The 24500-nt window shown below is 35.4% G+C and carries 24 protein-coding genes and 2 pseudogenes; 5 read left to right on the plus strand and 21 right to left on the minus strand.

Translation table 11 applies throughout. From position 1 onward, the window contains the following. Window positions 1–112, plus strand: a 112-nt coding sequence (locus tag V7014_RS05390; protein ID WP_335504985.1) for a helix-turn-helix domain-containing protein, incomplete at its 5' end; no start/stop codon positions are given. A 112-nt stretch (window positions 113–224) separates the two neighbouring features. Here the strand turns inward: V7014_RS05390 and V7014_RS05395 are convergent. The 4 genes from V7014_RS05395 to V7014_RS05410 all read right to left on the minus strand — a co-directional run bounded on the left by V7014_RS05395 (window position 225) and on the right by V7014_RS05410 (window position 4227). Beyond that, window positions 225–713: a GNAT family N-acetyltransferase gene (locus tag V7014_RS05395; RefSeq protein ID WP_335504945.1), complete on the minus strand. Its 489-nt coding sequence runs from the start codon at window positions 711–713 to the stop codon at window positions 225–227. A 334-nt stretch (window positions 714–1047) separates the two neighbouring features. Beyond that, complete coding sequence (locus V7014_RS05400) at window positions 1048–1761, minus strand: CPBP family intramembrane glutamic endopeptidase (protein ID WP_335504947.1); 714 nt, start codon at window positions 1759–1761, stop codon at window positions 1048–1050. A 172-nt stretch (window positions 1762–1933) separates the two neighbouring features. Further along, entirely contained in the window at window positions 1934–2314 is a 381-nt protein-coding gene (locus V7014_RS05405; RefSeq protein WP_335504949.1) for a hypothetical protein, read from the minus strand. A 458-nt stretch (window positions 2315–2772) separates the two neighbouring features. Further along, window positions 2773–4227: a gluconate:H+ symporter gene (locus V7014_RS05410; RefSeq protein WP_335504951.1), complete on the minus strand. Its 1455-nt coding sequence runs from the start codon at window positions 4225–4227 to the stop codon at window positions 2773–2775. Window positions 4228–4290: 63 nt separating this feature from the next. On the opposite strand from V7014_RS05410, the pseudogene V7014_RS05415 reads away from it, so the two are divergent. Further along, window positions 4291–4374: pseudogene (locus V7014_RS05415) on the plus strand (IS6 family transposase); the annotation flags it as partial. A 138-nt stretch (window positions 4375–4512) separates the two neighbouring features. Here V7014_RS05415 and V7014_RS05420 read toward each other — a convergent pair. The 12 genes from V7014_RS05420 to V7014_RS05475 all read right to left on the minus strand — a co-directional run bounded on the left by V7014_RS05420 (window position 4513) and on the right by V7014_RS05475 (window position 16574). After that, complete coding sequence (locus V7014_RS05420; RefSeq protein WP_335504987.1) at window positions 4513–5547, minus strand: amidohydrolase family protein; 1035 nt, start codon at window positions 5545–5547, stop codon at window positions 4513–4515. 50 nt (window positions 5548–5597) lie between these two features. Then, window positions 5598–6512 (minus strand): VOC family protein, encoded by a 915-nt coding sequence (locus V7014_RS05425; protein ID WP_335504952.1) that lies wholly within the window; start codon window positions 6510–6512, stop codon window positions 5598–5600. A 107-nt stretch (window positions 6513–6619) separates the two neighbouring features. Beyond that, window positions 6620–7099, minus strand: coding sequence for an aromatic-ring-hydroxylating dioxygenase subunit beta (locus tag V7014_RS05430; RefSeq protein WP_335504954.1), 480 nt, complete (start codon window positions 7097–7099; stop codon window positions 6620–6622). After that, entirely contained in the window at window positions 7096–8379 is a 1284-nt protein-coding gene (locus tag V7014_RS05435; RefSeq protein WP_335504956.1) for an aromatic ring-hydroxylating oxygenase subunit alpha, read from the minus strand. Before V7014_RS05435 ends, V7014_RS05430 begins: the two co-directional genes overlap by 4 nt. Before the next feature lie 249 nt (window positions 8380–8628). After that, window positions 8629–9405: an SDR family NAD(P)-dependent oxidoreductase gene (locus V7014_RS05440; RefSeq protein WP_335504958.1), complete on the minus strand. Its 777-nt coding sequence runs from the start codon at window positions 9403–9405 to the stop codon at window positions 8629–8631. Window positions 9406–9835: 430 nt separating this feature from the next. After that, window positions 9836–10729, minus strand: a complete 894-nt coding sequence (locus tag V7014_RS05445) for a LysR family transcriptional regulator (RefSeq protein ID WP_335504960.1) — start codon at window positions 10727–10729, stop codon at window positions 9836–9838. A 536-nt stretch (window positions 10730–11265) separates the two neighbouring features. After that, window positions 11266–11475 (minus strand): 4-oxalocrotonate tautomerase, encoded by a 210-nt coding sequence (locus V7014_RS05450; protein WP_335504961.1) that lies wholly within the window; start codon window positions 11473–11475, stop codon window positions 11266–11268. A gap of 26 nt (window positions 11476–11501) precedes the next feature. Beyond that, the gene (locus V7014_RS05455; RefSeq protein WP_335504963.1) at window positions 11502–12290 is read right to left on the minus strand and encodes a 2-keto-4-pentenoate hydratase; all 789 of its coding nucleotides are present in this window, start codon (window positions 12288–12290) and stop codon (window positions 11502–11504) included. Between the two features lie 13 nt (window positions 12291–12303). Next, window positions 12304–13329 (minus strand): 4-hydroxy-2-oxovalerate aldolase, encoded by a 1026-nt coding sequence (dmpG, locus tag V7014_RS05460; protein WP_335504965.1) that lies wholly within the window; start codon window positions 13327–13329, stop codon window positions 12304–12306. Between the two features lie 18 nt (window positions 13330–13347). Next, complete coding sequence (locus tag V7014_RS05465; protein ID WP_335504968.1) at window positions 13348–14232, minus strand: acetaldehyde dehydrogenase (acetylating); 885 nt, start codon at window positions 14230–14232, stop codon at window positions 13348–13350. 91 nt (window positions 14233–14323) lie between these two features. Beyond that, window positions 14324–15094, minus strand: a complete 771-nt coding sequence (locus V7014_RS05470) for a 2-keto-4-pentenoate hydratase (protein ID WP_335504969.1) — start codon at window positions 15092–15094, stop codon at window positions 14324–14326. Window positions 15095–15110: 16 nt separating this feature from the next. Continuing rightward, on the minus strand, window positions 15111–16574 hold the full coding sequence (locus V7014_RS05475) for an aldehyde dehydrogenase (protein ID WP_335504972.1): 1464 nt from the start codon (window positions 16572–16574) through the stop codon (window positions 15111–15113). Window positions 16575–16868: 294 nt separating this feature from the next. Between V7014_RS05475 and V7014_RS05480 the strand changes: the two genes are divergently transcribed. After that, entirely contained in the window at window positions 16869–17639 is a 771-nt protein-coding gene (locus V7014_RS05480) for an IclR family transcriptional regulator (RefSeq protein WP_335504974.1), read from the plus strand. A gap of 77 nt (window positions 17640–17716) precedes the next feature. Here V7014_RS05480 and V7014_RS05485 read toward each other — a convergent pair whose 3' ends face one another. Further along, window positions 17717–18103 carry a hypothetical protein gene (locus V7014_RS05485; protein WP_335504976.1) on the minus strand — a complete coding sequence of 129 codons (387 nt, stop codon included), beginning with the start codon at window positions 18101–18103 and terminating at the stop codon, window positions 17717–17719. A 133-nt stretch (window positions 18104–18236) separates the two neighbouring features. Next, window positions 18237–19483: pseudogene (locus V7014_RS05490) on the minus strand (chloride channel protein). A gap of 375 nt (window positions 19484–19858) precedes the next feature. On the opposite strand from V7014_RS05490, the gene V7014_RS27195 reads away from it, so the two are divergent. Continuing rightward, window positions 19859–20320 carry a hypothetical protein gene (locus tag V7014_RS27195; RefSeq protein ID WP_438824872.1) on the plus strand — a complete coding sequence of 154 codons (462 nt, stop codon included), beginning with the start codon at window positions 19859–19861 and terminating at the stop codon, window positions 20318–20320. A gap of 735 nt (window positions 20321–21055) precedes the next feature. On the opposite strand, the gene V7014_RS05500 is transcribed toward V7014_RS27195, so the two are convergent. Then, window positions 21056–21463 (minus strand): GntR family transcriptional regulator, encoded by a 408-nt coding sequence (locus tag V7014_RS05500; protein WP_335504977.1) that lies wholly within the window; start codon window positions 21461–21463, stop codon window positions 21056–21058. A gap of 341 nt (window positions 21464–21804) precedes the next feature. On the opposite strand from V7014_RS05500, the gene V7014_RS05505 reads away from it, so the two are divergent. Beyond that, window positions 21805–23010: a metallophosphoesterase family protein gene (locus V7014_RS05505; protein ID WP_335504979.1), complete on the plus strand. Its 1206-nt coding sequence runs from the start codon at window positions 21805–21807 to the stop codon at window positions 23008–23010. A 235-nt stretch (window positions 23011–23245) separates the two neighbouring features. On the opposite strand, the gene V7014_RS05510 is transcribed toward V7014_RS05505, so the two are convergent. Both V7014_RS05510 and V7014_RS05515 read right to left on the minus strand, forming a co-directional pair. Continuing rightward, window positions 23246–23782: a GNAT family N-acetyltransferase gene (locus tag V7014_RS05510; RefSeq protein WP_335504981.1), complete on the minus strand. Its 537-nt coding sequence runs from the start codon at window positions 23780–23782 to the stop codon at window positions 23246–23248. A gap of 73 nt (window positions 23783–23855) precedes the next feature. After that, window positions 23856–24389, minus strand: coding sequence for a GNAT family N-acetyltransferase (locus V7014_RS05515; protein ID WP_335504983.1), 534 nt, complete (start codon window positions 24387–24389; stop codon window positions 23856–23858). Window positions 24390–24500 lie beyond the last annotated feature (111 nt).

Consider the following 24500-nt stretch of genomic DNA (forward strand, 5'->3'; position numbering starts at 1 on the left):
AGATATTTGTACACGTTTAAACTTTTACGATCAAAGTTATTTTACAAAAATTTTTAAAAGATATACCGGTATTACACCAAAACAGTTTAAGACAAAGCATGTTTCAATATAAGGCGATTTTTAAATTATCATATTATCTAATGATTTACCCTTATTCAAAATCAAAAAAAATAGACAACAGAATATTGTCATCAAACTGTGATATCTGTTGTCTAACTACCAATTTATAATAGATTTTTACTTAGTATTTCTCCTGGCAATCCATCAATTTTACAAACTTCTTCCGAGATAAAACCTTGGTTAATTAAGATTTTTCGAGAAGGAACATTATTTGGATCAATAATAGCCTTTATTCTCTTAAGTTTTAAGTGCTTAGCCTTTTCAACTAATGTTTTTGCAATCGCACTTCCAAATCTCATTCCCCAATATTTAGGCAAAATCATGTAACCAATTTCAGCTTCTTCGTCCGTATCTTCATTCAAAGTTAAATGACCAAAACCAATATACTCATTTGTTGTTATATCGTAAATTTTATAAGAACCAAAGTGTTCATATTTTCTATTGCGTTCTAACAATTTCCGGAAATTTAATTGTGCCTCCTCAAGCGGGATAGCTCGTTCCGTAATCATTTCCATAACTTTTTCATTCGATACAAGGCTGAAATAAGCTTCAAAATCATTCTCTTGATATTTTACTAAATGTAATTGATTCATTTTTTTCCTCCTGTGTAAACTCATTTGAAAAATAAAAAACCATAGGATTACCTATGGTTTTTAAATAATTATCTATCCACACCATAGGAAACGACCTATGGAGTTTTAATTCCATTACTTAATGTAAGCTAATTAAGTCTCAGTCGTTTAAATGTAAAATTAGACAGACCTCTCCCTTGATTAGCTAAAACAAAAAATACTGCAGTGGAGTACCCTATACCTTTAGATAAAGACTTCATACTTCTTTTTTTCATTACAGTACTCCTCCTTATACTTAGTCAATTTGATACTAGCAGGAAAATAAAATTTATTCAACATTTTAAATGGTTTAAATCTAACCAGAAACATATTTATTCAAATGATACTTCTCAATTGGATAAAGTAGTAAATGAAACAGCATATGAACAATAATTGCTGCAAAAATGCCATTCGTCCAATACTGCCAACCACACAAAACACCAACCCACATATTCCCCACAATAGCATAAGAATAGACTGCTGTTTTTGATTTACCAAATTCCGAGATACCTATAAAGTGAGCCAGTGTGAATAATAAGCTTGAAATCACAATTGCAGTCCATACTATTATTTCTTGATCATTCACAAAAAATTGAAATACCCAAATCATTAGCGTCATTATTCCAAATCGAAATATAATTTCTTCTATGATACTTGCATATAGTAGCCTTGCACTAATACCTACACTGTTACGGAACCGTTCAATTTTGAAAAAGGTTTCACTATGTATAATACGTTTGAAGATACCATAATAAACGATTATGTGAATTACAGAGCAGCCAATACCTACAACAACAGCTTGTTTCCATTCTTTTAAAAGGAATATTTCTCCTTCAGTCACTCTAACAATTAATGCCGAACCAATAGCTGTAAATATTAACACTAAAGAGGAATGAACAATGATACTTAACCACATCGGGGTTTTCTCAGTTTCCATTTGATTTTGCAATCTCTGATCCGCTATACTCATTACCCATATTCCCGGAATAGAAATAGCAATTAATGAAATGAATAGGAGTGAAAAATTCATAAGCTAATCCTTTCTTATTTGTATTCTCTAAGATTACGATAATAAGTTTAAGAAGGTTTCAATGTAGGATAAACAAATGCATTAGTGTAAAGCAATTAAAAATATACTTGTGAAGATAATCACTTTCAAAGCTACTATGTACACACAAAAACTTGCTAAAAATCGTGTTTTTTTACTTCATTTGGGCATGTGTAAAGTCATTTACTGTAGATTTTCTGATATTTTCCATGTTTTCGCATAAATATAAAACTACTAACCTACTTAATAAATCTTTCGGATAATTCCGGATAATATAAAGGCTATCGCTTGTTTGTATTGTATAGCTAGAAATGGAATTATTACAGGCAAAATGAACTTCATTGTATATAAATAGGAGTGGATCAATATTTGTAATAAGGTCTTTATCCCATTTCAATATGTCAGCTATTTGTTCTATTTCTTGAATCATTCTAGTTAATGCACTATAAGAGGAGTTTTCAAATCTTTTCATAATCATCTTTGTTATCACATTGTTACATTCTTGTTCATCCAATAGATTTTTTGGATTTTTCATTACAATCACCTTTTTCTATGTTGTTATAAGGAATAATAAAAATCTTATTCCAACACTCTTTTTATAACAAAATTTCAGGTCCAAAGTACATTTTAACGTTTTACGATTCATATTAACAAGAATTGTGAATCTTTTTTTATAAAAAATGGCTCTGTTTGATTATTTCTGTCCCCTTAACAGAAAATCCGAAACCTCTTTTTTCTATTGTTACTATTTTAATGTATATAAAGTTAATTGATACCTACTAGAATGGAAACCTCATTTATTTCATTCCGGAATAAAATAACAAATCCTAACCAACCGATTACAAGGTCAATTAGGATGGGAAGATTACTTACTATTTTGTTGCTTTCTATCTTTAATACACTTACAACAAATACAATCTCAGATTGAAAGACAGAAATTCTAGGTCAGAAATACTTCAACCTAGATTTGAATGGAATCAAAATATCCAATGTTTATGCTCCTAAACTCTCAATATTTTTGTTTTTATCTTTAGTTCCTTTAAACATGCTGAAAGCGATGGCTACTATCACGATAGCAACAATGACTGCTCCTGCTAGAAGTAGGGATGTATTTATCAATAGAACAAGTGCGATTCCGACTATAGAAGCAAGAGAAGAAAGCAAGGTATAAGTTGCAAAGGTTTCTTTTAAGCTTAATCCGAAAAATTCTTTCACCATCCAAAAACCTGGGTCATTCACGTGTGAAGCAAAGGCTGTCCCACAACCAGTTGCAAGTACGACTAATGCTAAGTTTACATCAGGATACCCACTTAATAACGGAATAACTAACCCTGCTGTTGATAAGGCAGCAACGGTTCCTGAACCTAAGCAGATACGTAAAATCGCTGCGACGATCCATGCAAGTAAAAGAGGTGAAATTGATGAATCTGCAAAGATTTCAGCAATATAATTTCCAACACCCCCATCAATAATTACTTGCTTGAATGCTCCGCCACCTCCAGTAATTAAAATTAACATACCGATGGCATTAATAGATGCACCTGCAGAGGCCATTAAATCCGTCATTGGAATCTCTCTAGCAATCCCCATTGTATATACCGCTAACATTAATGAGAATAACATGGCTGCTGAAGGGTTACCGATAAAACGAAGAATTTCAATAATGATATTATCATCAAATCCGACGGTTTTTTGAATAATATCCAAAAACGCTGTTACCGACATTAATAAAACAGGAAACATGGCTGTTAATACACTGACACCAAAGCCAGGTGTTTCTTCCAATATAAATTGTTTTTGTTCCCCTAAAGATTCCGCATTACCTTCTTTCGTATATGCACTAGGAATCCATTTTTTCGCTAACTTAGGAAACCAAAGACCGGCGATAATAACGGTTGGTATGGCAACAATAATCCCATAGACTAACACCATCGCAATATCTGCACCATATTCACCAGAAATAATTGTTGGGCCCGGATGCGGTGGCAAAAAGCTATGTGTGACAACTAATGCAGCTGCCATAGAAAGACCTAAAGACGTAATGGATATTTTTAATTCCTTTGACATTGTATAGATAATTGGAATTAATAACATAAAGGCTACGTCCCAGAACAATGCGATTCCAACAATAAAGGAAGCTGTGATTACAGCCCATTGAACTTTTTTCTCACCAAATTTATTAATTAGAGTCATAGAAATACGATAAGCGCCACCTGCATCAGCAATTAATCGACCAAGCATGGCTCCAAAGCCCAAGATTAAAGCAATATGTCCAAGCGTACCGCCTAATCCAGCTTCTACGGATGCAACAACATTTTCTAAAGGCATTCCGAGAGCCAAAGCTACGACAAAAGAAACAATAATTAATGAAATGAATGCGTTTAACTTAAATGCTGTAATTAATACAATTAATAGAATAACACCTAGAGCAACTATTATTAATGGCATATAACTCCCCCTTAAATACGGTTAATATTTATATACAATACCTGAATATCCACTTCTTGAGTTTTTGGTGATTTAGTGAGAATGATCGAGGAGCGAGGACTGACGATTGTTAATAGAACGATTATGCGTTGGGTTCATCAATATGGGTCTGCATTTGTAAAAAGTTAATGGATGTATTTATATCGCTATCATGTCCTACCTTTTTAGTAAATTAATACCGTATAATCCATAAAGAGAGAGGAGGCTAAGCGCCTCCTCCTACTCTATTACCTTTTTTATAGTTGATTACTTAACGGCTTCCTTTTTAAAACTCGATATATTTAAACCAAGAAACTTTATTGCATTTTCTCCAAGCATTTGTTTTAACTCTTCATCCGTAATCGTTTCCAATTCTTCTACTACTTTACCTACTGGAGCCTCACGCAGTAAGAATGGATAGTCGGAACCAGCGATAATATGCTCCGCACCAAATTTATCAAGCATAAATTGTAGATTTTTAGGATCGTAAACGAGAGTATCATAGTAGAATTTCTTCGCATAAGAGCTTGGTGGTTTTTCAGTTGTGCGAATGTGAGGCCAAACTTCCCATGCTTTATCCATCCTAGGCAATAGATAAGGTAAAGATCCGCCACCATGGGCAAAGCACACTTTTAAATTAGGGAACTTATCCAGAATGCCGCTAAAGATTAAGCTACCTGCTGCCAACGCTGTTTCTGATGGCATTCCAACCGTATACATAAAATTATGTTTCGGCATTCTTTCTTGCCCAACAGTAGCCCAAGGATGAACAAAAATTGGTACATCCATTTTTGCAGCTGCTTCAAAAAATTTTAGTATGTTAGGATCATCTAGATTTTGGCCATTCACATTACTACCAATTTCAATCCCCTTTAGACCTAATTCTTTAATTGCCCTTTCCATCTCCGCAATCGCTAAATCACTATCTTGTAAAGGAACGGTTCCTAAGCCGATAAATCGATTAGGGTATTCTGCTATAACCGAAGCAATAAAATCATTTTGTACTTTAGACAGCTCTAAGCAAATTTCTGGATCTGACCAATAAGTAAACGTTACAGGAATTGGTGATAAGACTTGAACGTCAACCCCTTCTTTATCCATCTCTTCAATTCGCTTTTTAGGATCCCAAGTATTGTCGCTTATTTTACGGAACGACTTTCCATTCCGAAATATTTCAGCCCCGCAATCACAAGTATGCTTTAATGTCGGAAAGCGATCATCACCGTATTTAGCCGCCATATCAGGAAAATCTTCTGGTATAATATGTGTATGGAAGTCTACTCGAAAAGGCTTTTCTTTCATCAAAATTTCCACTCCTCAATAGTTGCTCATTGTAGTGTATCTTCTGTTAACTATTTGCTAACTGACATATCGTAGTCGACAATCAATTTGCCATTTTTTCCAAAATCCGGTCCAGGAGTACCTCCCCATTCATCAAGGGTTTCCTTACTCGGTTCTAATCGACGAGGCTCTCTTGCTCCTTCTTCTGGAAATTCTTCCATACCGTGACTATATTCAATTGACAAACCGTCTGGGTCAGCAAAGTATAAGAAGATACTTCCTGATGGATGATGTCTTCCAGGTCCAAATAAAACAGGTACATTATTATTATTCAATTTAACTAATTGCTTACCAACATCATCAACATCAACCACATTATAAGCTAAATGATTCATTTTATTATCTGCGCCTTTTGTTATGCCGATGGAATGATGTAAAGGGTTAGGGAATGCTCTTAACCATGCCCAGCCTACCTCTCTCCCTGAGAAATCTGATACCGCGAAATCCAATGTATTCACAAAGAAATCCAATAATTCATCAAATTTATTTGTTTCAAATACGACATGCCCTAATCTTTCAATTTGAGTATCATTAGGAATATAAGGAGTTCCAAGCTGCATCATTTCAATATACATTTCATAAGTGACACCCAAAACTGGATCTTTAAATCGCATTGTTCTTCCTTGTGCCAGGCTTTGTGTTTCTTTTGCACTTAATTCTACAGGATTTAAACCTTTTTCCGTTAATTGTTGGAATGCTATATCAAATTGATTAGCAGATTCAAGTTCAAAAGCAACTCTTTTTAACCCTGCTTCAAAACTTTCTTCAAGAATCAAATTGTGATGGTCTCTACTGCATCTTAAGTATGCGGTTTCATTATCATGCTCGACTAAATTCATTCCAGCTATTTTTTCGTAAAACTCCATTGATTTTTCAAGTTTCGTAACGTTAAAGACAACATAACCCAATTTTTTATAGCGAATCATTTTAGTACCTCCTATTTTCCGGATTATCAGAATGTAAATCATAGCTTTATTGCCTCATTTATCAAAAGCCTAAAAACTCTTTTCAACCATGATGCTCTCTTTATAACTTACAAAATAATGCTTACTTTTCCATGAGGACGAAGACTATCTAGTTTAAGAATTACTTTCTTTTGTTGAATTTTTAATTCACCGTTTTCTTTTACCAATTTGTATTCTAAGACCCCAACGTAACAATCGAGCATTTCACGCTTTGTACGATAAGTGGAGAAATTGCATTTTACAGTCACGACATCATCTTCTTGAGTAACGATTCGTACATTATTCACGTTATGGAGGGTTGTTGAATGTGGATATTCAACATGAGCCTCTTTTTTCAATAATCTTAAAGCCCTTTGCTCTAAACGATCACGATTATCATAAGCTAAAAAAAGCGATTTGTTCGAATCAGCATAAGGATTTCCGATTGGCGGTATGATATAAAATCCACTGCTTGAAAATAACGCTGCCCACTCTTTTAATTTCCATTCATCAAGAAGATCTGCCTCTTGATATAAAAAATCCTCGATTTCTTGTCGTGTTATGTTCATACTTTAACCCTCCTTCCCTCTTCTTTTTGAGCTTCCGCATACGTAATACGTTCATTCCATTCCCGCCAAAAGGCACGCATTTGGGCTTCATCAGTTGCTTGAGGTACTTCTCTATTCATTCCTTTCGAAATATCATTCCATTCTACTTCTTTAGTATTTAAGAAACCTTCTTGACAAAGTTCAAGAGCTTCATTGTCATCAGGCGTCGCAAAACCACCCGGTCCTAAAAATTCTAAGAAGCTATCATTTCGTACTGTTCTAAATGCTTCACTCTCTCCTTTAGGAGCTAAAGCATAACCTGTAACTTCCAAGTAACCTGGCTCAATTGGATAAAATGTTCTAATTGTAATCGCCATAATATCGTTAATAATTAGATTCGGAAAAATCCAAATATTTCGATTTTTCTTAGAAATCCTTTCTGCTCTTTCCTCACCAAATCTTTCAACCAATCTTGCATTGATTGCATCGATCACTTGCTTTCCTTCTTCACCATACCCTTCAATCCATTTACCCACTGGTCTTCCCCAAGAAGATTTATATTCCATAACAGCATGACCATTACCTAAATCGCGGCCCTCACCAATAAGACTATCTTTCTCCATTTTTCCACCACGAGTAGCGACAATATCAAAATAGGTCTTATGTGTTGGTACTCCATGATAAAGATCGACACTGTTTTCCCCTAGCAATTTCCAATTAGCGCGCACGCTGTATTCTTGAGGATCATGCAAAACTTCCATTCCTACTTCTGATTGATCGGCAACTAGATCAAGGTATTCTTTTGCATTTCCTAAGTATTCTTCTAGAGAAATAGCATTTTCATCAAAATTAACAAATACAAAATCACGATAACTTTCAAGTCGTTTTACTGTCGTAAGGTTTTTAGTACCATCACAATTATGATCTTTTAGGAAGCCATCTTTATCTGGCATTCCAACTAATTCACCCTGATTATTAAAGCTCCAAGCATGGTAAAAACAACGGAATACTCTAGTGTTTCCTTTCCCTTCACGACAAACTAAAGCACCGCGATGTGGGCAACTATTATAGAATGCTCTTATTTTCCCATCATTACTTCGAGTAAATAATAAGTTGCGCCCACCTACTTTTCTTCTATGAAAATCCCCGTTATTCGGTAATTCTGATTCGTGTCCAATATATAACCAGCATTTACTAAAAATGGCTTCTCGTTCAGTTTCTAAAATTTCCTGATCAATAAAAGCTTTTCGATTCACTTTAAATGAACACTTCAGTTGATCCTCTAGAACATATTTGCTCATTGATTTTCCTCCTAGAAAAGTTTTATATGGTTTTCACCCGTTAGTATGTGACTAATAGCCCTTTACTACGGAAACCTCACATTAACCAAATAGAGTGAAACTTCAATCAGCAGGGGGCTTCATCCCCCAGTGATTGTTAGTTGAACCAATTGGGTTTTTACGGGCTGTTAATCTCCCAACTAAACTTCTTCGTGTTTTCTCAAATTTTGAAATGGGAGTTGTATAGCCCGTTAATGCGGGATAAATTTCTTATTGCATCGTACTTCCCCCATTAACACTAATCACTTGCCCATTAATAAAGGTAGCTTTATCGGAAGCTAGGAAAACAACTGCATCAGCGACTTCTTCTGGATAAGCACCCCTACCTTTTGGAATAATATCAATATATCTATCAACTAATTTCATGTCTCTCTTTCTTATATCATCTAGTAATTCTCCTTCTACTGCTGGAGGAGCAATAGTATTAGCGGTTATATTATTTTTGGCAAATTCTCTTCCTAACCCTGAAACGATTGCATGGACACCGCCTTTAGCCGCGTTATAGGCTGCATGGTCCCATAGCCCATTACGAACAGAATCCGCACCAATATTAATAATTCTTCCATAATTTTGTTTCACCATATATGGCAATACTTTATGACATGACCATAGACAAGTCCATAAATTATTATCAATTGTTCTTTTAAGCGTTTCAGAAGTTTGCTCAAGGAACGGTAGGATAACACCACCACCTGCATTATTTACGAGAATATCGATCTTATCCCATTTCTTAATAACTTGTTCAACCATTTCAATTGCATTTTCTTCTTTTGAAAGGTCACCAATATAGTAATCACATTCTTGACCAGTTTCATGTACAATTTCTTTTACAGCATCTTTCGTACGGTCTTCGTTCGTCCCAGTAACTAATACACTGGCCCCTTCTTTAGCTAGACCCAAAGCAATGGCTTTCCCGATTCCACGTGAAGAACCTGTTACTATGGCAATTTTCCCTTCCAAAAGACGTTTTTGCACTTGATTCGTCATTGTTAAGATCTCTCCTCTTCTAATACGTTTATAGATTATTGATTAATTAAGTAATTATATTCCGTTTCGCCTCTTTGATATTTTCTTTTACATCCTTCAGTTATTATGTAACCGCATACAAATTCCAGCTATTACTCTTCTTTATTCTTTATTCTGTATGACTCTTGCGGAAATAAGAATAGTTTGAAAATTATAAATAATCGTGAGGTTATTATAATTATAAGTCTTAATTCCATGAAATTCTAATTGAAATAATCTTCTATTCAGCGTCTTAATTCAAGATTTTATTTATACTAGAGGTCAACATCGAATAGCTGAATCAACCAACGAAATGTGGAATACATACGATAAGCAAATATAGATAAAAAGAATTTGATTTTCCTATACTAATTACTTATTTATTTACGAAAGGATTATTAAATTGATACATTCAAATAGTTTTACATTCTTTAAAGTACTTTTCAAAAAAATGTAGAAATAAGAGAAGATTTTCTGATTTCAGTGAGTCTTTCTTGTAGATTCCAGTAATATTAAAAGTAAGATTTTTAACTTCAGCAAAGGGGATAATACAAAAATCTTTGTTTGTATTAATTCCAGTATTATCTAAAGCTAGTTCTGGAATGATGCTAAATCCCCAGTTATTTTTAAGCATTGATTTAAGCATCTCAAATCCTCCAACTTCAATACGTTGCAAATTATCTACTCCTACAAGCACTTCATCAATTTTTTTCCATATTGATGTTTGTCTTTTATAACAGATCATTGTTTGACCTATTAAATCTTCTTTATAAATTTCCGATTTTGTTGCTAACGGATGTTCTTTGCTAACAATAAAAATAAGCTTTTCATGATAAAGATATTTAAATTCTAGATTTGTGAATGAGATAACATCTCTAACTAGGCCTATATCAATTAATCCTTCCTCGGTCATTTTAGAAATTTCAACAGAATCCACTGCTTCAACAAGATCAAACGAACAATCATTTTTTTCTCGTAGCAATGATAAAACCTGTAAGACAATAGAAGCAGAGATAGCAGGGGGTACTCCAATTTTTAAGTTTGGTATTTTCATAATGTCAATGGTTTGTTTAGCTTCATTCATATAATCAAGTATTTTCCGAGCATACGGAAGTAAAGCTTTACCTTCTTCTGTTAAGAGTATTTTTTTTCCATTTCGATTAAATAATTTACAACTTAATTCTATTTCTAATTTTTGTATTCTTGCCGTGACTGCTGGTTGTGTTAAATTCAAATGATCGGCTGCGCGTGAATAATTATTAAATTCATAAACGGTAATAAATGTTAATAGTTGTTCATTATCCACTATAACCTTCCTTCCGACTTCTTTTTTATCATTGTTCTTTGTTGTTACAATTAGAAAAGTCTAGATTTTAGTTGTAATAATATCATAAATTGAATATTTTGTTATTTTTAAGATTTTACTCTATTTAAGAAGTTTTAAGGGAACTTTGAGAAATCAAGATCCGTATGTAACCGTTGAAGAAGCTAAATATTAGCTAAATATTAGAATCACTTGATGAAACCACAATTAACAACCATTTAGAATCATTAAAAAGGACAATGAAAGGGGCTATCCGAAAAGTGATTTTTAATCACTTTTCGAACGCCCATTTACGCTTTGTTAGCCCTCCGAAGTAGGTTACGTGAAATATATAAACCCGGCTGTTATGCAAGAATGCCAACATTTGGCGCTTTCTGTCTAGATGAAATCCCATGTATCTTCTTAAAAATCGTAAGAATTACTTTCCCATTGATCAAACAAAGCTAGCAAATAGGACTTATTGGACAACCCATTTCCATTATTCATATCTCTCATCCTACTAAGTATATAAGCTATACTTACTTTTCAGATTTAGGTTTACCTGCTACTCCCCAATGTGTTTTGGGTAGTTCCGTAACTAGTACACGAATGCTTTCTTTCGGCGCATCTAATGTTTCAGCTGCCGCATTTGTGAGACTCTGAATTAAGTCTTTAACTTTTTCTTTTGGTCTTCCTTCCATGATTTGCACGTTTATAATTGGCATAGTACTTCCTACTTTCTTACTCAAGATTGGATTTTTACATAGAATTGCCTTTACGAACTTACTGTAAAGTTCACTTCTCCTAAGCCATCAAATCTTCCCGTCACTACATCACCTTTAGCAAGCATAACAGCACCTGTAAGTGCCCCTGTCAAAATCACATCGCCTTTTTTCACCTTGCCACCTTTTCTCGCAAGCATGTTGGCAAGCATCGCTATAGCATTCGCTGGATGTCCAAGAACAGCTGCTCCTGCTCCTAAATCTTTGATCACGCCATTAATAGAAAGAGCCGCACCTACTAAATCTAAATCGAATGCATCTGGCTTCTTCAATGCAGTACCAAATACCACTCTCGATGTGGACGCATTATCAGCGATCACATCAGGAAGGGTAAAGTTAAAGTTTTCATATCGGCTATCGATAATTTCAAGTGCTGGTAACACATACTCTGTCTTTGCTAAAACTTGAGCACCAGTAATACCTGGTCCTTCAATATCTTCGCCTATAACAAAAGCAAGCTCTGCTTCCACTTTCGGATGAATAAGGTCATCAAACACAAGCTCTCCCCCATTATCCACCAGCATATAATCAAACACATATCCATAAATGGGTTCATTCACATTCATTTGCTGCATTTTTGCCTGACTTGTCAGTCCCATCTTTGGGCCAATTATCCGCTTACCTTCAGCCAATTTCATGTTTACTATCTCTTCTTGAATCCGATAAGCATCTTCAACGGTTAAATCCGGTTTCATTTGAGCCGTCACTTTCAGAACTTCTTTTTTTTCGATTTCTGCATCTACTAAATAGTTGGCAATTCGCTTACTTTCTTCAGTAATCATTTTTATTCCTCCCTTATACACCCACGCTCGTCTTTGATTTCGCAATTTCAGCTGCTATATCAAAAATCATGTCTTCTTGCCCACCTACCACTTTTAGCTGACCTAGTTTCACTAAAATATCGCGAGAATCAATTTCAAATTTCTCTGCTGCTTTTTGAGCATGTAGTAAAAAGCTTGAATACACACCCGCATAACCAAGGATGAGACTATCTTTCGTAATTTCTTGAGGCTTCTCTAAAATAGGAGCGACGATATTTTCCGCAATGTCCATTAGCTTATAAAAATCAATGCCTGTTGTGATACCAAGCTTATCTAAAACGGCTGCTAATACCTCCGTTTGGGTATTTCCTGCACCTGCCCCTAAGCAACGAATACTGCCGTCAATTCGTGTCGCTCCAGCTTGAATGGCAGCAAGAGTATTCCCCATGGCTAAAGATAAGTTATTATGACCATGGAAACCGATTTGTACCGACAAATTATTTTTTAAAGCGTGTATTTTTTCGCTTACTTCATCTGGTAACAACGCGCCGGCAGAATCTACTACATACACAGTATCAGCGCCATACTTCTCCATTAATAGAGCCTGTTCAACAAGCTTCGCTGTTGGTGCCATATGGGACATCATCAAAAAACCTACTGTTTCCATTCCTAATTCCTTTGCTAATGCTATATGCTGAGGAGCTACATCTGCTTCCGTAACATGTGTAGCAATACGAGCCATTTTGGCTCCTAAGCGAGCTGCTTCCTTAAGCTCCGGTTTCGTACCGATTCCTGGTATTAATAAGACCGAAATCTTTGCCTTCTTAACAGATGCTGCAGCCGCTTCAATTAATTCCATTTCATTCGTTCGAGAAAGTCCATACTGTAAAGAGGAGCCACCTAAACCGTCCCCATGTGAGACTTCAATATAAGGAATATTTGCCTCATCAAGCCCTTTCGCTATCTTCGTCACTTGATCTACCGTATATTGATGTCTAACGGCATGGCTACCATCACGTAATGCTACTTCTGTGACTAGAATATCTCTCGTTCTATCCAACGTACACCTTCCCCTTTCTTACACAGTGATTAGTTTCAACTTCTGCTTTGCCCATTCTTCGGCTACTTTCACAGCAGCTGCCGTCATAATATCCAAATTACCGGAATACTTAGGCAAGTAATCCCCCGCGCCTTCTACTTCAATAAAAACGGTTACTTTATTTCCATCAAAGATTGGTTCTTGTCTAAGTCGATATCCAGGTACGTAAGATTGCACTTCATGTTCTCTTCGCTTAATAGATGCTGTTATAGCCTTTTCATCCACCTGTTCACCTTCTAACAACACATGTACCGTATCTCTCATAATAATCGGCGGATCCGCAGGATTTAGAATAATAATAGCCTTCCCTTTCTTCGCCCCTCCTACCTTCTCAATACCATGCGACGTTGTTCGCGTAAATTCATCTATATTAGCTCTTGTTCCTGGACCAGCACTTTTTGAAGAAATCGTAGCGACAATTTCAGCATATTCTACAGGTTGGACTTGTGAGATAGCATGAATAATCGGAATCGTCGCTTGCCCTCCACACGTAATTAAATTGATATTGTCGGCTTCTAAATGCTCATGTATGTTGACGGGTGGCACAACAACTGGTCCTACAGCAGCTGGCGTTAAATCTAACACTTGTTTTCCCGCTTCTTTTAACAATTTCGCATGCTGAATATGAGCTTTAGCAGATGTAGCATCAAAGACTATATCCGCTAATTCAGATTGCTCCAAGAATCCTTCTATTCCGCTATCAATCGTTTGATAGCCCATTTCTCTTGCTCTCTTCAAGCCGTCTGAATCTGGATCAATCCCAATAACAACCGTTAATTCCAACAACTCGGAGCGATGAAGCTTCAATATTAAATCCGTTCCGATATTTCCTGAACCAAGAACAGCTACTTTTACTTTACTCATCGTTTCCTCTCCTTCTTCCGACAACTCTTCTATTCACACACTATTAAACAAACAAGAGACCTTATGACCTGAAGGCCTCTTATTCTATTGGTTAAAAACGGACGCTAACTTCGCCAAGGTGAGCAAATCGTGCCGTGAACAAGTCTCCAGAATTTGCTTCAACAGCCGCTGATAAAGCGCCTGATAAAATGACTTCACCTGCTCGTAACGGAATATCATATTCTGCTAGTTTATTAGCTAACCACGCTACACAATGAACGGGATTGCCAAGTGCCGCAGCACCTACACCTGTATTCGCGATTTCACCATTTTTCAAAAAAACCATACCGATTAATTCTATATTCACATCTTCTAACCTGACCGGTTTTCCACCTAACACATAAAAGCCTGATGAAGCATTATCCGCCACCGTATCCGCTAATTGAATATCCCAATCTTGAATACGACTATCAACGATTTCCAACGCTGGCAAAATATAATCCGTTGCTTGTATTACATCAAGAGCTGTTACATTCGGACCTCTTAATTCTTTTTTTAATATAAAAGCAATTTCTCCCTCGACCTTTGGCTGCAACACTTTTTCATTGTCAATAAGACCGCCATTTTCAACCACCATACTAGCTAACAAATGACCATAATCCGGTTCGTTTACCCCCAACAATTTTTGCATCGCTAAAGATGTTAAACCGATTTTCTTCCCGACTACTCGATCCCCTACATCCAATTTCTTCTGAATATTTTCTAGTTGAACTTGATAAGCATCTCTAATCGAAAATTGTTCGTTTTCTTCTGTCAATGCTCGAATTCCTATCCCTTTAGATTCAGCTTCAGCCAAACGTTTTGCATATATTGTTAGATTCATCACTTGACCTCCTCCCCTACAATTTGATTGTTATATTCGATAACTCGGAGTAAAAATCAATGCTATGCATGCCGCCTGTTCGTCCCACTCCGCTTTTTTTCATGCCACCAAACGGCGTTTTTAAATCACGTAGGAACCATGTGTTCACCCAAATAATCCCAGCTTCAATTTGATGAGCGACACGATGTGCACGTTTCAAATTACTTGTCCAGACTGTCGCACTCAATCCATAATGCGTATCATTCGCCTGCGTAATCACTTCTTCTTCCCTATCAAACGGTGTAACTGTTACAACTGGTCCGAAAATTTCTTCTTTAATACAACGAGCGTTTCGATCTAAATCCGTAATGATGGTTGGCTCTAAATAGTATCCTTTCTCCAACCCAGCCGGACGTTTTCCGCCTATTACAATAGTTCCACCATCTTCTTTGGCACTTTCAACATAGCTCAAAACGCGATCATAATGCTCTTTACTCACTAATGCTCCAATATTCGTATCTTGATCTAATGGATGACCAACCCTCAGTTCTCTTACTCGGTCTGCAAATTTTGATACAAACTCCTCATACAGTGGACGCTCCACATAGATACGAGATCCGCACAAGCAAACTTCCCCTTGATTAATAAAGCTTGATTTAACCGTAGTTTCAATAACTTCTTCAATCTCCGCATCAGCAAAAATAATATTGGGATTTTTCCCACCGAGCTCAAACGACAGCTTTTTCAGCGAGTCAGAAGCAGATTTCATAATAGCTGTACCTGTACTAGGCTCACCGATAAAGGAAATCGCATCAATTTCCGGATGCTCAGAAATCGCACCGCCTGCTGAATTCGGGCCAAAACCATGAATAAGATTGACAACACCATCTGGCACACCAGCTTCTTTGCATATTTCCATTAATACAGTGGCTGTCATTGGTGTCCATTCAGCCGGTTTAATAACGGCTGTATTGCCCATTCCAAGACAAGGCGCTAACTTCCATGTTAGTAGTAACAGTGGTAAATTCCACGGCTTGATTAGCCCTACTACACCAACTGGACGACGGTACGAATAATGAAGTGCTACATCACCTTGTTGGTTCGCATCTGTGTGAACGGATGTAATATAGTCCGCAAAGAAATGGAAGTTATACGCAGCTCGTGGGATATCCACGCTATTCGCTAAAGAGAATGGCTTACCAGTATCAAGCGATTCTAAATGAGCAAGTTCTTCCTGTCTTTCAAGGATTAAATCACCGATTCTTCGTAAAATCTTAGAGCGTTCTTCTACCGTTGTATGTTTCCATGGTCCATTTAATGCTCTTCGGGCAGCTGCTACTGCAAAATCGACCTCTTCTTTACCACCTTCCGCAACCGTTCCTAATACTTCTTCAGTTGCAGGGTTAATATTTTCAAACGTTCGGTTATTCTGTGATTCCACATACTGTCCATTAATGAAGTGAAGACAATTAATTGCACGCGTTTTCGTATTAGTTTGCATATAAACCAACCTCCATTTTTTAATTTTTCCGATAATTGAATGTTATACCTTTCTTTTACAACTAACAACAGAGTAGTTGCGCTATATGAAACAACAATAAATATTTTGAAATTTTATTCAAACCCTTATAAACATTGATAATGCTGACTATTTTCTTCAAAAAAACTGTTAAATATTCGAAACATTGCTTCTATTCCAGATTTTTATTTGCTATATTGTCTTTTATAAAGCAACTATGTTGTCCATATCGAAATACAAATTAAACGCTTATTACCTAAAAGGAGGAGAAAGAGATTGAAAAATTCGCAGGCGAATCACCTTTCATCTGTTAAAAATGCTTTGCTAATCTTACGAAGTTTCTCGATGGACGAACCTGAAAAGAAGGTTAATGATCTCGCTCAATCACTCGGTCTTAATAAAAGTACCGTGAGTAGAACGATGGCTACTTTAGCTAGTGAAGGGTTTGTATATAAAGATCCGGAATCCAAAAAATATCGATTAGGACTCTCCCTTCTTTCATTAGGCGGCATCGTCAATAGTCAAATGGATATTTATCGAGAGTCACAACCTATTTTGAATAAACTTGTTCAAGAACTAGGTGAAACAGCTCATATTTCTGTACTAGACAACAATGATGTCATCTATTTGCATAAAGTGGAATGCAATCATCCAGTCAAAGTATTAACGCATATAGGGAAGCGAAATCCCCCTTACAGTACGAGTTCAGGAAAAACACTACTTGCCTATTCCAACCCAAAAGTTATGGATGAAGTAATAGAAAAAGGGCTTCAAAAATTCACCAAAAACACCATTACAGACCCACTACAACTCATCAATCATCTAGAACAAATCCGAAAAAATGGCTATGCATGCAGCTTTGAAGAATTTAATGTAGGCGTTAATTCCATTGCTGCACCCATCTTCAATTACGAAGGAAAAATCATCGCATCACTCGCTATCGTTGGTCCAAAGCAGCGGATTCAACCACATAAAGTCCAAGGGTATTCCAAAAAAGTAATCAGTGCCGCCAATGAAATTTCAAGCCGCATGGGCTATTGGAAATAACCAAATATACAAAAAACGCTTGGAAAAATCCCAAGCGTTTTTCATCGTGATTAATTTTGGTTTTTAAAATCCAACAACTAAACCAATGATAAATGTGAATATAAAAAACCTTTCCCCTGCCCTAATTTGTAAATGTTGATGCTCATTAGCTTCTCTACGCGTTTACGTGAATCCTGCTCTACAAACCTTCTTATGACAGGTAGATTAGTAGTATCTAATCCATAGTCTTTTATCATTTTATCAATGTCATTAAGACTATCAAGCTGCAATGTAATATAGCTACCACCAATCTCCATATATCTCCCTTCCATATCCCTCATAGATATGCTAGAACTATTCACATTGGATGGCAATTCTCCATCTTCTGAGATAAATAGATAAATTACAGCTGGTGTTATGTGTATAACTACACCAATAGTTTCTTCATACTCTGTTTGCTCTTCCAGTTTTCTAAATCCAAACATTATGATTCCTCCTTACCTCTATGAAAAATAACTCGGCCTAACTCTATGGGATCACCATATAGATAATTTCTTGATATCAACGTTATACTTCATCTTCAATCGGAATTGATTTTAACATATTGATAAATCGTTGTTACGAATGAGTACCGTCTTGAGTTATCTTCCGTTTCACCTTTAATAGATATATTGGCAAATATGCTGCTAAAAGCATTAATATTATTAGTTGTATTGGGAATATCATAATAAAAAGTAGTATAACTGCAATTGGCTTTTTGAGTATTGCACTTGAAAGTGACGTAGTAACAAAATGGTAATGGATGTTACTGGATCAATTTGAAATAACATAGCAATTCCATAGCCTATGCTTACCCCTGCGAAAATAATTGGAAAAATATGTCCTCCTCGCCAACCAGTAGCTAAACAAAATTCGGTTAAGAATAACTTTATAATACCTAGTGCCAATAATAAATAAATAGACATATCGGTCCACTCTGTAACTAATTCTATTAGTTCATGTTCTCCCGAAAATAAAGTATGAGGAAGAACCGTTCCAATTAATCCTAATACTAATCCACCAATAACAGCTTTAATTACTTTATAATTGTCCAGTGGTTTGAGCACTTTAGGAAGAATGTATCCAAAAAACTCATATAATTTTGCAAGCAACACTCCTAGAAGTATAAGTGGGATTATAGCTATTAATTCATTTTTTCCTAGTGTAGCTGAACCAAAATCTGCTATAGAAAAACTTCTGTTATCTATTTTGGATAATAATATAAATACAGAAAAACCTGCAGCTGTTGTTAATGTATATACAACCGTCTTTATCAACTTTATACGTCTTGGATCATTTCGATCTTCAAAAAATGAAGAAATTCCGTATAGTGGTGCCCTAAAAATCATCCCAATTGTAGCCTCAACACTATACTCTATCATGATACCTTCATGTTCATTAATAGCCGTTTTTTTCTTAACAAATGATTTAATCACATCTCCTGCCCATGTGGCAAGACCTCCTACAATGCCAGTTAGAGCCGCCTCAGGACCAAGACTAGCTCCAAAAGAAAGAACACAAATTGCAGTAATTGCGTTCTTATATCCTGAACTGTAATCTATTCTTTTGGTTGCCTTGAATTCTGCAAGTACCTCATCCATTTTACGTGGGTAATTACCAAAGTACTTTTGACATAAACCTACCAAAATTCCTCCAACAAAACACACGATTATTGTCCAATTGTTAACATTAATCACATCCGGTAAATCAACCCATAAAAAGTGAGTCGTCAAAGAAAGAACAGCTAAAAAACTCCATGTCAGAAGACCTGTAACCCCTCCAATAATGATGCTATATAGAATTAAATTCCATCCAAACACTTTCATTCGCTTGTCTTGCCCCACTTTCCTTTTGAGCTGCTATTCTTAATTTCTGACCGCTGTCACATGAGTGGAAATAGCTACGGCCTAGTATTATTCCTATCTAATTCCGATGTCATGCTTTCAATGAAATTAATCTTCTACTCAAAAACACCCTTCACCTCATATTCCTCCACTCCCTAGTTTCCCCCATTCCAAATAAAGCCATGCACTACTCACTCATTTTCACGCCTTTTGATTCACTTTTTTTCCACAACTATTCTAAAACACCTAACTGGGTATTAAAGGCACGGACCCAAAAAATTGAGACACATAAAAACACCTTTCGTTGAAAAACAGGTTTTAAATAAATACCCTATTCAATGTAAGATGTTTTTTTCTATGGGAACAAGAGTGAGTGATCCACTAGAAGTGAAGATATTCGAATTGCGGTTAGCGGGGATTCCTGTTAAAGAAGTGAAGGTGAAATTGAACATCCGAAACAATACACAAACCAAAACATGGATGCGTTGGTATCAAAATGGAGAGCTGCATGATGTCATAGGACACGAGCACATTTCAATTTATCTATGGTTAAAACACTATACATCTTCATTAAATCAACATACCTTAAACTATACTAAAGAAAGGTTGTGTTGTTTATGTCTCGAAGATGTGATTTCGAATCATCAAGCTGTGATAGACGCCGTAGACGCCGTAGATGCGAATCATCTAGCTTTGAAAGCCGTTGTAGACGTCGTAGACGTCGTAGACGCCGTAGATGTGAATCATCTAGCTTTGATAGATGTAGATGTCGTAGAAGAAGGCACTGTAATTTCTTTTGCCCATTTTTTTAAAAATTAAAAAACAGGTATAACCTTTTCTCTACTCACTATTCATCTTTCAGCCATTTTCATGGCCATCTTTAATACTTTTTACATCATTACTTTTATACTCTGTTCAATTAGTTGTTACGTAAACAGATGATTACATCTCCCTTTTACGGATCGAATTAACCATTATATGGATAGGTTAAGTTCTAAAAGGATTATTCAAAGCCATATATAAATTAAAACCGATCTTGAAATAAGGAAACCGCCTACAGTCCAAAGCATAGGCGGTTATTCTCGTTTAAATGTTTTTAAATTTATCATAATAAACTCAATGATAATATTCTGTATCATGCTCAAACCATTCTACATAATGGGTGTTATTGGGATTTAATAGAACTATTCCTTTTTTACATTTATTTGCTTGGTTAAAATCCTATTTCTTTATACACTTTTTAGTACGGAAAGCTTAGAATAAATAACCAAAAAATGCAAACACAAAAAAGCTTGTAGAAAAAGAGTATCTTTCTCTACAAGCTGAGCCTAACTATAGTTAGACTGTTTTTTAAATATGTAAAACCAAACTTACTTGTGATACGGTTCTTGCTTAGTTGAGCTTTACTTACTCTTTGCAGTCCGTATTATAGTATTAGTTTTAAAATTTATATAGAAATGCCATAGTTTCAAGTTGTTAAACAAGTATTACAGAAGTTACTCATGTTGAAAAAAGTGGATCTCCATCGATTTCAGTATTTTTGTAGAAAATCCCTTATACATTAAAGTTCACTACATAATTCTGTTTAGGTGTGTTATATAGGGCAATGGAATATTCAATAAGTTCATCATTAATATCATACGAATACCTAATTCTCTTGAGGAGAGGAACCTGTTCAACACTTAATAAGTTAGCCACTCTTTCGCTTGGAACATCGACTGCGAACTCATCTCTAAAACGGCTAAATACAACCCCTACCTTCCCCAATACCTCATATAGTGACTGATCATAGACCTGTGGATCTGGTGGAAGTGAAATTTTCTTAGGAACATAATGCTTAAAATGTATATATGGTGCATCATCTAAATAATAAAGACGCTCAATACAATAAAATAATTCTCCTTCTGGATAATTTAGTTCAGGAGGTGTTGCAACAGTCGAAAAACTAATTGTTTTTTTCAATAATTGTTTTCCTTCCTGTACCAAATAGTTAGAGAAATTTCGGCCTTTTGATAACTTAATATTCTGTATTCCTCTCCTACATTTACTTCAATTGATAAAGTTTTTTCCAATTCTTTATTTTATTCTTTTTGTACATTTGCAGGTGCATCTTATATAAGTAAATTCGTGGCGTTCTTTACATATATTTCACCTAAGAGTAATAGTCTATTAATGTTTGTACTTTACGATAAAAGAGTAACGAATAGATTGTTGCAAACCAAATTCTTAATAAACCTCTCTCTCTATGTTCTCTTTGGTTTGTATGCTATTTACTAGTCTATTAACTAATTGGGAGTGATTTTATGAGTAATCAAGATTCTAACAAAGAGTTAGACAGACGTAGTTTTATTAAAATCGGTGGAATGAGTACTCTTGCTTTAACACTTGGAACTGTGGATATTTCAGGAGAATTGTTTGGGGAAACGGTTTATGCTGAACAAAAGGCAGAAGAAAGTAAGCTTCAATTTAATCAAGATGGCAAATTCAAGATTGTTCAGTTTAATGATACACAAGATGATGAGCGTATTGATCGACGAACTATTCAGCTTATGGAAAAAGTATTGGACGAAGAGAAGCCAGATTTTGTTGTATTAAATGGAGACAATATTACTGTCGGCTGTGATACCCCTTTGGAAATGAAACAAGCCATGAATAATGTCGCGCTTCCTATGGAAAAACGGGGCATCAAATGGGCCGTTACCTTTGGAAACCATGATGAAGATTCTACACCGAAAAGTGGTATCGATGAAGAAGAAATGCTTGCTTTTTATAGGTCCTATCGATTTAATGAAAATAGCATAGGTGAAAAGGGCATAACTGGTACTGGTAACATGAATCTGCTTATTAAAAATTCAAAAGGTAATAAACCCGCATTTAACATTTGGTTGTTGGATAGTGGTAGATATGCACCAAAAACTATTGCGGGTCAAGACTTCAATGGCTATCCTAATTGGGATTGGCTTCGTTTTGATCAAGTCAATTGGTATTATGACACATCCAAGAAATTAGAGCTGAAGTATGGAAAGAAAATCCCTTCGCTAGTTTTTGTTCATATTCCTCTTTGGGAGCATCGATTTATGTGGTACGCCAGTGTCGACCAAAGAACTGAAGCCAACCATGCTACTGCTGTAAACAAGCATCAGATCGTTGGTGAAAGAAATGAAGAAGAATGTATGGGACCTATCAATAGTGGTCTGTTTTCAGCTATGTTGGCACGCGGAGATGTGAAAGGCGTTTTCTGTGGTCATGACCATATCAATACATATTGTGGTAATTATTATGGTATCTTGTTAGGTTATGCTGGCAATACAGGATTCGGTACATACGGTCTTTCTGGTGATCAAAGAAATAGATTGCGAGGTGCTAGAGTATTTAATCTTGATGAAAATACGGAAGGTGTTTTAGCAGAAACGCACATGGTATTCGCAAAAGACTATGGAATTGACTTAACGGCTAATGACCAAAGTATAGATCCAGCTCCGTTAGAGAAACAACAAGGAGAAAAGTAATCATTTTCTAATCAATTTATTTTTCAATCGCTAGTAAAAAAACGAAAACAGCTGTGATTCTCGGTTTTTTAACAGGTTATGGCTGAGGCATAAAGCATAGTAATTTTCAAAGATTATTCCTTGAATAAAAATAGCGACGAACTCTAAATGGATTTATGGTTTAGAGTTCGTCGTGGTCTTTAATAAAAGTACAAATTACAGAAGACGAAAACGATATTCTTTATTAGAATCTGAGTTAATTTTTATATTCAACTTTTAAAAGTCCATATACATCTACATCTTCATAATTGCCTAATAATAGTCTATTTTGCTTTAATGTCCCTTCTTTTTGTAAATTTGCTTTTTCTAGCACTTTTATTGAGGCTTTATTCCTAGAAATTGCAGATGCCCAAATTTTATTCAAATTTAGCTCAGCAAAACCAAACCTTATTATTCTTCTAACAGCTTCTGAAGCATAACCTTTTCCCCAATAGTCTTTACCTATCCAATAACCAAGTTCACCTTTATTATTGTTTTTATCAACTCTTAATGTAATTGTGCCGACTATTTCCTCTGATTCCTTACATACTACTGCTAAAGGATATTCTATACCATTGTTAATTAGTTCTGGTTGAGTGGCAATCCAATCTTTTGCCATTTCTAATTCATATGGATGTGGAAAACCAAGTATATTTGCTAATTCTTGGTCATTTGCTAAATCTCTAATTCTAATTGCATCATCCTTTTTAAAAGGCTGTATACATAAACGTTCAGTTTCTAATTTTATCGACATTGTTTAATACCTACTTTTTAGACTTTTTTCACAAACATATTTCATTGTTTCAACTCTGATTTTAAAATAGTTATCAATCGGTTTCTTTAATGAATGAGTAGACATTTGTATCATGTGCTTTACCATTTTGAAACATATACTTCCTTAAAACGCCCTCTTTTTGAAAACCAAATTTTATTAGTAAATTATTCGAAGCTTCATTGTCAATAAATACAACAGCTCCAATTCGATTTAATTCCATAACTTTTAAACCATAAGTAATAATTTCTGCAACGGCTTCTGAAGTATATCCTTTTCTCCAATAATCAGGATGGATTTCGTAACCTAGCTCAGCTCTTTTATGTTTAGGAGACCAACCATTAAAGCCAATTGTACCAATTATCCCTTTTGTTTCCTTTCTTTCAATCCCCCAACGTATTCCTTTTTGTTCATTATAGTTTTGCGAAAAAAGGTCAACTAATTTCTCCGCTTGTTTAATATTTTGTAATGGTTCTTGCCCATAATAACGTGTAACGTTCTCATTTGAAAAACACGAAAAGACAGCTTCTACATCTTTATTTGTTATTTCTCTTAGTACTAATCTTTCAGTCTCTAAAATTGGAAACATTTAAACTTCCCCTTTTGTTTTGTAGTAACTATTCTTTTACATTTTGAAAGACTTCTTTAATAATGAATAAATATTAGTATCATGCGGAAGATCATCTTGATACATGTAATT

It is taken from the genome of Bacillus sp. JJ722 (assembly GCF_036963345.1).
Lineage (GTDB): Bacteria > Bacillota > Bacilli > Bacillales > DSM-1321 > Bacillus_AD.

Bases quoted from the DNA above. Each gene is read 5' to 3' on its own strand.
- V7014_RS05395 (WP_335504945.1), bottom strand. From the start codon at position 713: ATGAATCAATTACATTTAGTAAAATATCAAGAGAATGATTTTGAAGCT.
- V7014_RS05400 (WP_335504947.1), bottom strand. From the start codon at position 1,761: ATGAATTTTTCACTCCTATTCATTTCATTAATTGCTATTTCTATTCCG.
- V7014_RS05405 (WP_335504949.1), bottom strand. From the start codon at position 2,314: ATGAAAAATCCAAAAAATCTATTGGATGAACAAGAATGTAACAATGTG.
- V7014_RS05410 (WP_335504951.1), bottom strand. From the start codon at position 4,227: ATGCCATTAATAATAGTTGCTCTAGGTGTTATTCTATTAATTGTATTA.
- V7014_RS05420 (WP_335504987.1), bottom strand. From the start codon at position 5,547: ATGAAAGAAAAGCCTTTTCGAGTAGACTTCCATACACATATTATACCA.
- V7014_RS05425 (WP_335504952.1), bottom strand. From the start codon at position 6,512: ATGATTCGCTATAAAAAATTGGGTTATGTTGTCTTTAACGTTACGAAA.
- V7014_RS05430 (WP_335504954.1), bottom strand. From the start codon at position 7,099: ATGAACATAACACGACAAGAAATCGAGGATTTTTTATATCAAGAGGCA.
- V7014_RS05435 (WP_335504956.1), bottom strand. From the start codon at position 8,379: ATGAGCAAATATGTTCTAGAGGATCAACTGAAGTGTTCATTTAAAGTG.
- V7014_RS05440 (WP_335504958.1), bottom strand. From the start codon at position 9,405: ATGACGAATCAAGTGCAAAAACGTCTTTTGGAAGGGAAAATTGCCATA.
- V7014_RS05455 (WP_335504963.1), bottom strand. From the start codon at position 12,290: ATGATTACTGAAGAAAGTAAGCGAATTGCCAACTATTTAGTAGATGCA.
- V7014_RS05465 (WP_335504968.1), bottom strand. From the start codon at position 14,232: ATGAGTAAAGTAAAAGTAGCTGTTCTTGGTTCAGGAAATATCGGAACG.
- V7014_RS05470 (WP_335504969.1), bottom strand. From the start codon at position 15,094: ATGAATCTAACAATATATGCAAAACGTTTGGCTGAAGCTGAATCTAAA.
- V7014_RS05475 (WP_335504972.1), bottom strand. From the start codon at position 16,574: ATGCAAACTAATACGAAAACGCGTGCAATTAATTGTCTTCACTTCATT.
- V7014_RS05485 (WP_335504976.1), bottom strand. From the start codon at position 18,103: ATGTTTGGATTTAGAAAACTGGAAGAGCAAACAGAGTATGAAGAAACT.
- V7014_RS27195 (WP_438824872.1), top strand. From the start codon at position 19,859: ATGGGAACAAGAGTGAGTGATCCACTAGAAGTGAAGATATTCGAATTG.
- V7014_RS05505 (WP_335504979.1), top strand. From the start codon at position 21,805: ATGAGTAATCAAGATTCTAACAAAGAGTTAGACAGACGTAGTTTTATT.
- V7014_RS05510 (WP_335504981.1), bottom strand. From the start codon at position 23,782: ATGTCGATAAAATTAGAAACTGAACGTTTATGTATACAGCCTTTTAAA.
- V7014_RS05515 (WP_335504983.1), bottom strand. From the start codon at position 24,389: ATGTTTCCAATTTTAGAGACTGAAAGATTAGTACTAAGAGAAATAACA.